This window comes from Streptomyces sp. LUP47B, from assembly GCF_001746295.1.
Lineage (GTDB): Bacteria > Actinomycetota > Actinomycetes > Streptomycetales > Streptomycetaceae > Streptomyces.
In genome coordinates this window covers 219,670-231,593 of the sequence record NZ_MJAH01000002.1, presented here as the reverse complement: position 1 = coordinate 231,593, position 11,924 = coordinate 219,670, and the positions used below count along the sequence as shown (strand labels likewise).

The following is an 11,924-nucleotide window of genomic DNA, read 5'->3' as shown; positions in this document are numbered from 1 at the left end:
ACCGTCCGACCAGGAGTTATGTCGTGGAGTTGACCACTGCTCCGGCGCGCCGTGAGGTCACCCCGCTGGAGTTGTTCTTCGATCTGGTCTACGTCTTCGCCATCGGTCAGCTGTCGCATCAGCTGCTGGCCCACCCGACGTGGACCGGCGCCGCCCAGACGCTCGTGCTCTACCTGGCCGTCTACGCGGCGTGGGCTTACACCACCTGGGCGGTCACCCTCGTACCGGCCGAGGATCCGCGGACCCGGCGCATGCTGCTGGCGGTCATGCTCGCGGGGCTGTTCATGAACGCCGCGATCCCGCGGGCCTTCGGCGACGCCGGGTGGGTCTTCATCGCCACGTTCCTGCTGATTCACATCGGCCGGACGGTATGGCTGCTCACGGTCGGCCTCGATCCTGTCAACCAGGAGCATTTCCGCCGCGTCCTGGTCTGGTTCGTCGGCCCCACCCCCCTGTGGGTGACCGGGGCCGCGGTCGGCGGCAGCGCGCGGCTGGCGTGGTGGGCCGCGGCGATCCTGGTCGAGCTGGTGGGCACCTGGGCGGCGCATCCACTGCCCGGCCGCCGACTGGACTCCCGCGAGGTCACCTTCGCCGGGGGCCACCTGCTGGAGCGCGGACGCCTGTTCGTGATCGTCGCGTTCGGCGAGACGGTCATGACCACCGGCACCGCACTCACCACCGCGCCGTACCAGCCGATGACCCTGCTGACCAGCGGTGTCGCGCTCACCGGCACGGTCGCGCTGTTCTGGCTGTTCTTCAGTCACTCCGAGCGTGTCGTACGGCACTACCTGAGGACCGAGGATCCGATGCGGGCCGGACGCAGCGGAGTCATCAGCCTCATGGCCTCTGTCGCCGGGTTGATCGCCGTGGCCGTGGCCGACGAACGCGTCATCGCACATCCGGCGGAACATGCCGGCATCACCACCGACCTGCTGTTGTTCGGCGGCCCTGCCCTCTACATCGGCGCGCAGACCTGGCACAGGGCAACCCTGTTCGACGACCTGCTCCGGTCACGGCTGCTCGCGCTGTCCGCTCTGGTCATCGGCTGCGCCGTCACCACGACGGCCCCGGCGTACCTGGCGGCCGTCATCGCCGCCGCGATCGTCGTCGCCCTGGTCATGTTCGAAGAGCGCCGTCCGGCGGGCGACACGCGTACGAGGCCGAGCTCATCAGGCCCTCGGCTCGCAGACGGGAACACCTGACCCACGGCGCCCGCGGCGGGCCTGCCCGTCGGCAGGGAACGGCGGCAGGCCGTTCGGTGAGGCCGGCGCGCCTTTCTCATTCACCCTGTTCCACTCCATTCGCCGGAAGGATTTTCATGGGCATGCACGCCAGTTCCGTCATCGTCACCGGAGCCGACCCGGGCGTTCGCCGGGCGCTCACCACTGAGCCGCCAAGCCGTGGCGTGCGGGAGTGGGTGGCCCGGCCCTGGGACGGAACGCCATGACGGAAGCCGGCGTATTGGTCTGTGAGGCCCAGGAGTTGATGCGGGCCGGACTGCGCACGGTGGTCGACGGCCAGCCGGATCTCACGGTCCTCGGCGAAGCCGGGGACGGCGAGACGGCTGTGGCCCAGGCACTCACACTGCGCCCGGACCTCGTCCTCATGGATGTACGGCTGCCACGCCTGGACGGCATCTCGGCCACCGCACAATTGCGCGCCGCCCTGCCCGACACCCGAGTGCTTGTCCTCACCGCCTGTGACCGGGACGAGTACGCCTACGCGGCCCTGCGCGCGGGGGCGAGCGGCTTCCTCGTCAAGGACACACCGACCGCCGAACTGCTCCTCGCCGTACGCGGCGTGCTGCGCGGCGACGCGGTGATCGCCCCCTCGGTGACACGGCGGCTGATCGACCGCTACGTCACCGGCGCCGTCGCTCCCCTCGCCGACCAGCGCCTCGACGGGCTCTCCGGCCGGGAGCGTGAGGTGCTGGGCCTGGTCGCCCGCGGGCTGAACAACGCGGAGATCGCCGGGAAGCTGTTCCTCGGCGAGACCACGGTCAAGACCCACGTGGCCCGCATCCTCGCCAAACTCCGCGCCCGCGACCGGATCGAGGCCGTCGTCGTGGCCTACGAGAGCGGACTGGTTCGTCCTGGCGGATGACCCCCTCGGGCGCTCGGGATGGTTTCCGACGACACAGCCGATACCTAGGTTCTGGACATGTCGATCAAGTGGGAGTTCCTTCGCCGCCCCGCTGACCGGCGTCATCACGTTCAACGCGCCGGGGAGTCATCCGGCCGACTCAAGGAATTGGCATGTCTACGATCAATCGACGTACCCGTATCTCCCGGCGGACCGCGATGACGCTGGCCGGCGCGTCGGTCGTCGCGGCTGTCGCGGCCACGGCCCCGAGCATGGCCAACGCCGTGAGCGACAGTCCCGGTGGCACACGGCACTCGGTCGCCCGGACCCAGAACGCGGAGAGCGCGAGCACCGCCCCCAACCTGCGTGTCAAAGGCGCAGGCGGCGTCACCTACCAGTACCGCCGCTTCGGCCACCCCCGCGCCGGCAGTGTCCCCCTGGTCTTCCTGCAGCACTTCCGCGGCACTCTCGACAGCTGGGACCCCGAGCTCGTCGACACCATCGCCGCCAAGCGCGAGGTCATCCTCGTGGACAACGCCGGCGTCGGCGGCTCCACCGGCAGCACCGCCAGCACCGTCCAGCAAACGGCCCTCGACGCCATCGACTTCATCGACGCCCTCAAGCTGCCCCGCTACGACGTGTTCGGCTTCTCCCTCGGCGGCGAGGTCGCCCAGGAGGTCGCGCTACGCCGCCCCTGGCAGGTCCGCCGCGTCGTCCTGGCCGCCACCGGCCCCCAGGGCGGAGTGGACCAGCGCGCATCCGACCCCGCCATCCTGCAGCGGACCCTGAAGGACAACCCCGGCCCCGAGGACTACCTCTTCCTGTTCTTCAAGAACACCGCCGCCAGCCAGGCCGCGGGAACCGAGTTCCTGCAGCGCCTCGGGCAGCGCACCACCGACCACGACGCCCCCTCCACCCTCGCCACCCGCGACCGCCAGCTCACCGCCTGGTCCGAGTGGGGCATCCCCGACAAGTCCAAGTTCGTCCGGCTCCACGCCCTCTTCCAGCCCACCCTGGTCGCCGACGGCGAGAGCGACATCCTCATGCCCGCCAAGAACTCCCACCTGCTGGCCAAGTACCTCCCCGACGCCCAGCTGCACATCTATCCGGATGCCGGCCACGGCTTCCTCTACCAGTACGCCGTCGCGTTCGGCACCGAGGTGAACACCTTCCTCGACCGCTGACGTATCCCCTCAGCACTGGAGCCCAGCATGACCCAGCACAGCATGTTCAAGATCGAGACCGTGGCGCCGAAGATCCGCAGGGTCACCTTCACCAATCCGCCGGTGAACGTCGTCGGTGCCGACACGGTCGTCCAACTCCTGGACATTGTCGACGAGTTGAGCAGGGACGAACGGGTTCAGGTCGTCGTCTTCGACAGCGGCACGCCCGGGTACTTCCTCAACCACGCCGATCTGGGCCAGGTGCCCGAACTCCTGGCCCTGAACGCCGCGGACGGGACCCCGAGGTGGGTCGAACTCGTCACCCGCCTCACCAGCGCCCCCTTCATCAGCATCGCCTCCATACGCGGACGCACGCGGGGCGGCGGGGACGAGATCGCCCTGGCCTTCGACCTGCGCTACGCCAGCCGCGAGGAAGCCTTCTTCTGTCAGCCCGAGGTCGCGATCGGCATCGTTCCGGGCGGTGGCGGCAGCGACCGTCTGGCCCGGCTGCTCGGACGGGACCGCGCGCTCGAAGCGATCCTCACCAGCGAGGACTACGACGCCGAGCGCGCCGAACAGTACGGCTGGGTGACCCGGGCCGTCCCCGACGCCGAACTCGACGCCTTCGTCGACGGAGTCGCGGCGCGCATCGCGTCCTTCGACAGGGCGTCCGTCCTGGGCGCCAAGGCGCAGATCAACCGGTCGACCCTGCCGCCCGTGGCCGACCTGCGCGCGTCCTGGGCGGAGTTCGCGGAGTCCGTCAACTGGCCGGGATTCCAGGCCCGCGTGCCGCGACTCGGCAAGGCCATCGCAGAGGTCGGTCTCGACGAGATCGAGCGGAACCTGGGGTACTACGCCGGCCTCATCAACGAGCAGCCGTAGGTAGCGAGGACGTGGCCGACGCCCGGGCGCAGGCTGACGCACAGCACGGCCCCTCCATCACCCGTCGAGCCGGTCGTCACCTCCAGGACGACCAACACCACTCCCCCGCCCGGCGCGGCCCGCGCGGCGTTCCCATCTGATCCGCAGGCTGCTCTCCCCCCACTCAGCGTCGTTTTCCCATGCACCAGGAGCTTCTCCATGGACCTCTCCACCAGCGCCGTGCTCATCACCGGAGCCAACCGCGGTCTCGGCCGCGCCCTCGCCGCAGAACTGCTCGGCCGCGGCGCCACCGTCTACGCCGCTGCCCGCAACCCCGACCAGGTCGACCTGCCCGGTGCCACGCCGATCGCGCTGGACATCACCGACCCCGCCTCCGTGGCGGCCGCCGCCAAGGCCACCGGTGACGTCACCGTCCTGATCAACAACGCCGGCATATCCAGCGGCAGCGACCTGCTCACCGGCGACCCGGACGACATCCGCCGGGACATGGACACCAACTTCTTCGGCACCCTCTCGGTGACCAGGGCCTTCGCCCCGCAGATCGCGGCGGGCGGCGGCGGTGCCGTCCTGAACATCCTGTCCGCCCTGTCCTGGTTCAGCTTTCCGGACGTCGGCGCCTACTGCGCCGCCAAGTCCGCGCAGTGGTCGCTCACCAACGCCCTGCGCCTCCAGCTCGCCGACCAGGGCATCCGGGTGACCGGACTGCACGTCGCCTACATGGACACCGACATGACCAGCACGGTCACCGCCCCCAAGACCGCCCCCTCCGACGTCGCCCGCCTCGCCGCCGACGGCCTCGCCGAGGGCGCCTCGAGATCGTCGTGGACGACATCAGCCGCCAGGTGCAGGCCGGACTGGCCGGAGGCGTCACCGCTCTGTACCCGCAGCTGCCCTGACGACCGGCCGACCAGCACGCCGGTGAGTGCGACCACCGCGATCCTCGACTGGGTCCAGACTGGAGCAAGCCCTCAGCGACCCAGGTCGCCTGGGGTTCGTGGCTCTGCCCTGCCAACCGGCGGACGAGTTCGATGTTCTCCCGCTGCCTGGCGATGACGGCATCAACCGTGCCGGACGGTGCGGGAAGGCCGTAGGCGGTGCAGAGCAGTTCCAGGCGCCCACGGCGGTCGGGCGGTTCCGGGAAGCGCAGCCAGGCCGTCGCGGACCGGCTCTGGCGTCCCCGGCGGTGACCGGTGAGTGTCCCCGAACCGGCCACCGCGGTCTCGACCGGGAAGCTGCCTACCTCACGTCGACGAAGTCGCCGGGCGCCGTCGCCGAACCGGTCGTCGTGGTGCCGGCGAAGACGAAGCGGTAGTAGCCGTCGGAGCCGGCCTTGGTGGTGGTGCTCAGGGCGCCGGTGTTGCTCGTCTTGACCGTCTTGAGGGTGGTGTAGGTGTTGCTGCCCTTCTTGCGGAACTGCAGCTTCACCGGCTGGCTCGCGTATCCCGCGTACTTGCCCGTGGTCCAGTTGGCGCGGCTCAGCTTGCCGGTGACCGTGATGGTCTTGCCCTTCTTCACCGGCTCCGGGGAGGCGTTGGCGGTCAGCTTGGCGGCACGCTTGATCTTGGTCCTGGCGACGTCGTCGTCGTAACTGGCGTTCGCGTAGAGGTCGTAGGCGCCCAGGAAGAGTTTCCAGGTCCCCGCGGTGCCGTTGCCGTCCTTGAAGGCGACCGCGGGGTCGATGGTGAAGACCGTCTTGCAGCTGTAGCTGTAGCCGTTCTGGACCGGCGTCTCCGTGCAGGTGGGGTAGTCGTCCGACTCGAGGCCGCCGGTGATGGTGTCCGTGCTCGAACTGTCGGTGCCCTGCCACAGGAACGCCTGGGTGATGGCTACGCCTTCCTCGTCGAAGGCGGTGAACGTGACGGGAACGGCCTTCTTGCCCGTTACGCCGAGAACGATGTCCTTGCCCTTGTTGACGACTCCGTCCTTGAAGGTGGTGCCGCCCAGCGCGTCCTGCGGCCGGACGCTCTGCGAGGCGAGGGCTCTGAGATCCGTCGCGGCCCCAGGGTGCTCGGCTGCCTGGGCGGCGCCCGGAAGAACGAGCGCCGAGAGTACGACGGCGCCGGAAAGGGCGGTGGCCGCAGTGCGTATACGCATGTGATTCCCCCAAGTGAGGTCGGGTGGCCCTGCCGAACTGGCCTCAGGGCAGATCCCGTTGATGTGGTGAAGAGGTCGGTGCACGCCCGGATCCCGCGGAAGGGGCTCAGGGCGTGGGAGAGCGGAGGACGTCACCGATGTCGAAACTGCGGTCGGGCGTCGGGTAGAGGTCCGTCGGGTAAAGATCCGTCGGGTAGAGGTCCGTCGGCTGGGAGCCCGGTGTGGGTACGTCGGCCGGGTCGGCGGTGGGCTTGCCGTCCGGGCTGCACACCTGCGGTGCCGAGGGCTCGGACAGTTCGTGGTCGGCGACCCGCTTCGACCGGAAGTCCACAGTGGCGCGACCCCAGAGGTCCTCGCCGCCGCCGACCTCGACCTCCTTGGGCAGTTCCTTGCTCGTCAGCGGCTTGCCCACGGTGATCGAGAGGAGGGCGCCCTCACAGGGGCTGCGGTCCGTCGCGTAGAGGGACGCGGGCAGGGCGATCTTCTGCTCGACGCTCGCGTCCGTGTGGAGTTCGACGCGCTTCACCCGGCGGATGTCGAAGTAGTAGTCGGGTCGGGTCCCGTCCGAGAGCCGATCGCCGTCGGCGCCGTTCGCGACTCCGTACACCAGTTTCCAGAACTCGACCTGCACGGTGATCTTCCGGCAGAGCGGACCGTCGTACCCCGGCAGGCTGACGATCTTCACCTCGTCGTCCTCGTAGTTCTCCTTGGGCGTGTCGACGACGAGCCGGACCCAGTCCCTGGATTCCTCGGCCGTCCACCCCTCGTTGTCGTGGCAGCCGGACGCCCCGGTCGGATACGGCGGAGTGAGAGAGGGGGTCGGCGAAGGGCTCGGCGACCCGGACACCCCTGTCGCGCTCCCGGACGGATCCCCGGAAAGGGAGGTGTCCCGGGCGCTCGAACAACCCCCGGTGAACAGGACGGCCACGGCGAGGGCGGCGACGACCGGCACGACGGGGTCTTTCGGCCCGGGTACGCGCCTCGGTAGGTACCTCACCGGGCGAGCCGGTTCCTGGCTTGCGCGGAGCTGAAGCCCCGCAGCACGGCGGGGGCGAAGGCCATGCCCGGGAGAACCGATATGCCGCCCCCCTGGAGCCGGCCCAGCACGCCGCTCAGCAGGCTCAGCGCCTCGATGCCGATGACCGTGACACGTATGCCGTACGACCGCTTGCCCGCGAAAACGCCACACAGCGGAGGCGCCCCGGCGATCGGCGACGTCAGCACTGCCACCAACCTGAGCAGCCCGGCCCCTTGCCCCGACCGTGGTCGGCCGAGTCGTCCACCACGGCCGACAACAGGCCGCCCGCCGCCAGGTTCAGCGCGGCCTGGACCCGTACCCCCACCAACTCCGGTCTGACACTCTTCGGCATCCGCGCTTTCACGCTCGGTGTCGTCATGAATGCAAGAAAACGGCATATGTGTCAGGGACACATCGGTAGGAGTACGTAGTCCATGTACGTATGTGCCATCGCCACCCGACCGCCGCGCCGTCGGCCTGCTGCTCCCCGCGAGCGGCGGGTCCCTCGCCAAGCTGCGGGCCGGCGGCTTCGCGGGGCTGGTGTTCGGCTGCAGCCCGGGTCAGGACCTTGATCCTGCTGATCCGCCCCCTCGTGGGCGTACCGGTCACACTCGTCGTGGCGGCCCGCGCGGCCCGTCAGACCCCCTCGGTCACCGTCATCCAGCGCCACTGGGTGAACTGCTCCAGATTGGCGGTGCCACCGATGCGGGAGCCGTTGCCCGATGCTCCCATCCCGCCGAAGGGGGCGTTCGCGGCGTCCTTGGCGGAGACGTCGTTGAGGTGCACCATGCCGGTGCGCAACTGCTCGGCGACGACCGCGGCCCGCGGCACCGAACGGGAGTGCACGGCCGCCGTGAGGCCGTACGCGGTGTCGTTGGCGATCTCGACGGCCTCCGCGTCGGTACGGAAGGCGACGACAGGGGCGACCGGCCCGAAGATCTCCTCGGTGAAGGCGGGCATGGTCCGCTCCACGTGGTCCAGGACGGTGGGCGGGTAGAACAGCCCGTCGCGGCCTCCGCCGGCCAGCACCCGTGCCCCGGCGGCCACGCTCTCCTTCACGATGCGTTCGATGTTCGCGGCCTGGCGCTCGCTGATCACGGGACCGAGGGCCACACCCTCCTCGCGGGGGTCGCCGACCCGCAGCGCGGTGGCCTGTCCGATCAGCGCCTCGGTGTACGGCTCCACGATGTCGGCGTGCACCAGATGACGTCCGGCGGCGACGCAGGCCTGCCCCTGATAGCCGAAGGAACTCATCGCCCCGGCCGCCGCGGCGGCGTCGATGTCCGCGTCGTCGAGCACGACGATCGAGTTCTTGCCGCCCAGTTCCAGGGCCACCCGCTTGAGCCCGTCGCCCGCGGCCCGGGCCACCGCCCGTCCCGCCTCGGTGGAGCCGGTGAACACGACCATGGCGACATGCGGATCGGCCACTACCGCCGCACCGGTGCCGGGGCCTCCGGGCAGGACGTGCAGCAGCCCCTCGGGCAGTCCGGCCTCCTCGAACAGCCGAGCCACGACGACGCCGCCGGACACCGGCGTGTGGGGATCGGGTTTGAGCAGGACGGCGTTGCCCAGCACAAGGGCGGGCGCGAGGGCCCGCATGGCGAACAGCAGGGGGGCGTTCCAGGGGTTGATGACGCCGACGACACCCAGCGGTACCCGCCACGCGTAACTGGTCTGGCCGGGTGCCGGCGGGCTCAGGATCTCGCCGCGGGGCAACGAGGCGAGCCCGGCGGCCTGTGCCAGCTGACTGAGTCCGGCCGCGATCTCGTAGTCGCCCTTCGCCGGGACGCCTCCGGACTCCCTGACGATCCACTCGCGGACGGCCCCGCTGTGGTCGCGCAGTGCCCGGGCGGCATGCAGCAGGACCTCGGCGCGCTCCTGGGGTGCCGTCTCGGCCCAGGCCCGCTGAGCCCGGGCGGCCAGGGCACCGGCCCGGGCGACATCCGCGGGCGCCGCCACACCCACCTCCGCCAGCCGCTCTCCCGTGGCGGGTTCGTTCACCGGCTGAGTCCCGCCCCCGGACTGCCGCCAGCCGCCGCTGTAGATCTTCCCGGTCCAGTCGGCCGCGTCCGGCCACGTCCCCTCGCTGGTGGCAGTCATGGCAGGACCCCCATCATCGATACATTGGTAGCCTTTTGGGACTTATGACCTCGTTAAGCTTATATGTTCAACCACTTCCCCGTCGGTTGCTCGCGGCCGGGCCGGGACGCACGGTGGAGAGACCGAGGTGAGGGCGGATGAACGTGATGGCGGGTTCTGAGGCCGCCGACGACGACCGGGCCGCGTGGCGGCCGGAGGACCCCGTCGACGAGTCGGCCACGGCCAGAGCCACGGTGGATCCCCACGGCATCGTGACCGGGTGGAGCGAGGGCGCACGGCGGCTGCTCGGACACCGGTCCACGGAGGTCATCGGCCGGCCCGCGGCGCCGTTGCTCGCCGGGGAGCCGCCCTCCGAGGCGCTGCGCTCCCTGCACACGCTGCCGAGGTGGAACGGGGCGGCGACTCTCCTGCACCGGGACGGCCACCACCTCACAGTGAACCTGCTGGCCCACCGCCGGGAACCCCACTCCGAGGACGACGGGGGCGGCGAGTGGCTCCTGGTCTCCCCCCTGGCCCGGCCGTCGTCGCCCCTCCAGGACGACCCGCTGCTGAGGTGGGCGTTCACCCAGTCCCCGGCCACGTCGGCGCTCTACGACACCGGCCTGCGGCTGCGTCGGGCGAACGCGGACATGGAGCGGGTGATCGGCCTGCCCGAAGCGGCGATGCAGGGGCTGCGGGTGTCGGAGATCGTGGTCGACTCGGAGGGCGACCGCACGGAACAGTGCATGCGGCGGGCGCTGGAGACCGGAGAACAGCAGCATCTGCAGCAGGTCCTGCGCCTGGCGGGCCACGCGAGCGAGAGCATCTGGTCGACGTCGCTCACCCCCGTGAGGGACGCCGGGGGAACGGTACGTGGCGTGCTCCTTTCCGCCTCCAACGTCACCGAGGAGCACCTGGCCCGACGGCGTCTGGCGCTGCTCAACGAGGCCAGTATCCGCATCGGCAGCACCCTGGACCTGGCCCGTACCGCGCAGGAACTGGCCGACGTCGCCATCCCGCACCTCGCGGACTTCGTCACCGTCGACCTGCTGCCCGCCATCGAAGGCGGCGACGACCCACTCGCCAGCTCGCCGCCCAGCCCGGTCATGCTGCGCCGTGTCGCCTACCAGTCGGTCCTGGAGGGCTGCCCCGAGGTCGTGGTGGTCCGCGGAACAGTGGCCGCCTACCCGGACGAGTCGACCGCGGCCAGGTGCCTGAGCACCGGCCGACCGCTGATCGAGAACGTGACCGCTTCTTCGATGGACCGGGTGGCGAGCCAGACGCCGGACCGTGCCGAACGGATGCGGCGCTACGGCTTCCACTCGGTGCTGGCGGTGCCGATGCGCGCCCGCGGCATCACCCTCGGCGTGGCGACGTTCTCCCGCCACCGGCGCCCGGAACCCTTCGAACAGGACGACCTGCTCCTCGGCGAGGAGATCACCGCCAGGGCCGCCGTCTGCATCGACAACGCCCGCCGCTACGACCGTGAGCGCCGCACCTCCCTCACCCTGCAGAGCAGTCTCCTGCCGCAACGGCTGCCCCCGCAGGCCGCCGTCGACGTCGCCTCCCGCTACTTGCCCACCAGTGCGCAGTCCGGCGTCGGCGGCGACTGGTTCGACGTGATCCCGTTGTCCGGCGCCCGGGTCGCACTCGTCGTCGGCGACGTCGTCGGCCACGGCATCCAGGCCTCGGCCACCATGGGACGGCTGCGCACCGCCGTACGCACCCTCGCCGATGTCGACCTCCCGCCCGACGAGTTGCTGACCCATCTGGACGACCTGGTCATCCACCTGTCCGCCGAGGCCGAACCCAGCGCCGACACCGTCGGCGACATCGGCGCGACCTGTCTGTACGCCGTCTACGACCCGGTCTCCCGGCGCTGCACCCTGGCTCGCGCGGGCCACCCCGCACCCGCGGTGGCGAACCCGGACGGCACCGTGGAGTTTCCCGACATCCCCGCGGGTCCGCCGCTGGGGCTCGGCGGCCTGCCCTTCGAAGCCACCGAGATCGAACTGCCCGAAGGCAGCCTCCTCGCGCTGTACACCGACGGTCTCGTCGAGGACCGTGGCCGCGACATCGACGAAGGCCTCGACGTGCTGCGCGAGGTGCTGGCCCGGCCGGCCGCGTCCCTGGAGGCCACCTGCGACACCGTGATCCAGAGGCTTCTCCCCGACCGCCCCGCCGACGACGTGGCGCTGCTGATAGCCCGCACCCGCGCCCTGGACGCGGCACATGTCGCCACCTGGGACGTGCCGGCCGATCCCGCAGCGGTCGCCGAGACCCGTAAGAACACCCGACGGCAGCTGGCCACTTGGGGCCTCGACGAGGCCGCCTTCGTCACCGAACTGGTCGTCAGCGAACTCGTCACCAACGCCATCCGCTACGGCGGCGCCCCCATCCAGCTCCGGCTCATCCGGGACCGCAACCTCATCTGCGAAGTCTCCGACGCCAGCAGCACCGCCCCGCACCTGCGCCGTGCCCGCACCTTCGACGAAGGCGGCCGCGGCCTGCTCCTCGTCGCCCAGCTCACCCAGGGCTGGGGCACCCGCCAGACGTACGACGGCAAGACGATCTGGGCCGAACAGACCCTCCCCACGGCCTGAAAG

At 70.6% G+C, this 11,924-nt stretch carries 10 protein-coding genes and 1 pseudogene; 6 read left to right on the top strand and 5 right to left on the bottom strand.

Features of this window, described 5'->3' with window-relative positions; translation table 11 throughout:
• Positions 1-23: 23 nt before the first annotated feature.
• From BFN33_RS07625 to BFN33_RS07605, 5 genes and pseudogenes are all read left to right on the top strand, one after another.
• Entirely contained in the window at positions 24-1,202 is a 1,179-nt protein-coding gene (locus BFN33_RS07625; protein WP_069759139.1) for a low temperature requirement protein A, read from the top strand.
• 241 nt (positions 1,203-1,443) lie between these two features.
• The gene (locus BFN33_RS07620) at positions 1,444-2,103 is read left to right on the top strand and encodes a response regulator transcription factor (RefSeq protein ID WP_069759138.1); all 660 of its coding nucleotides are present in this window, start codon (positions 1,444-1,446) and stop codon (positions 2,101-2,103) included.
• Between the two features lie 152 nt (positions 2,104-2,255).
• On the top strand, positions 2,256-3,266 hold the full coding sequence (locus BFN33_RS07615; protein WP_256122682.1) for an alpha/beta fold hydrolase: 1,011 nt from the start codon (positions 2,256-2,258) through the stop codon (positions 3,264-3,266).
• Between the two features lie 27 nt (positions 3,267-3,293).
• Positions 3,294-4,127, top strand: coding sequence for an enoyl-CoA hydratase/isomerase family protein (locus BFN33_RS07610; RefSeq protein ID WP_069759137.1), 834 nt, complete (start codon positions 3,294-3,296; stop codon positions 4,125-4,127).
• A gap of 198 nt (positions 4,128-4,325) precedes the next feature.
• Positions 4,326-5,023, top strand: a pseudogene (locus BFN33_RS07605) (SDR family oxidoreductase).
• A 340-nt stretch (positions 5,024-5,363) separates the two neighbouring features.
• Here BFN33_RS07605 and BFN33_RS07600 read toward each other — a convergent pair.
• From BFN33_RS07600 to BFN33_RS07585, 5 genes are all read right to left on the bottom strand, one after another.
• On the bottom strand, positions 5,364-6,221 hold the full coding sequence (locus BFN33_RS07600) for a hypothetical protein (protein WP_069759136.1): 858 nt from the start codon (positions 6,219-6,221) through the stop codon (positions 5,364-5,366).
• 106 nt (positions 6,222-6,327) lie between these two features.
• Positions 6,328-7,173: a hypothetical protein gene (locus tag BFN33_RS07595; RefSeq protein WP_256122681.1), complete on the bottom strand. Its 846-nt coding sequence runs from the start codon at positions 7,171-7,173 to the stop codon at positions 6,328-6,330.
• 41 nt (positions 7,174-7,214) lie between these two features.
• Positions 7,215-7,445, bottom strand: a complete 231-nt coding sequence (locus BFN33_RS54195) for a hypothetical protein (RefSeq protein ID WP_256122680.1) — start codon at positions 7,443-7,445, stop codon at positions 7,215-7,217.
• Positions 7,439-7,618 (bottom strand): hypothetical protein, encoded by a 180-nt coding sequence (locus BFN33_RS54190; protein ID WP_256122679.1) that lies wholly within the window; start codon positions 7,616-7,618, stop codon positions 7,439-7,441. Before BFN33_RS54190 ends, BFN33_RS54195 begins: the two co-directional genes overlap by 7 nt.
• 257 nt (positions 7,619-7,875) lie before the next feature.
• Complete coding sequence (locus tag BFN33_RS07585) at positions 7,876-9,339, bottom strand: aldehyde dehydrogenase family protein (RefSeq protein WP_069759134.1); 1,464 nt, start codon at positions 9,337-9,339, stop codon at positions 7,876-7,878.
• Between the two features lie 137 nt (positions 9,340-9,476).
• On the opposite strand from BFN33_RS07585, the gene BFN33_RS07580 reads away from it, so the two are divergent.
• A complete protein-coding gene (locus BFN33_RS07580) occupies positions 9,477-11,921 on the top strand; it encodes a SpoIIE family protein phosphatase (protein WP_079140709.1) in 2,445 nt (814 codons plus the stop codon).
• Positions 11,922-11,924 lie beyond the last annotated feature (3 nt).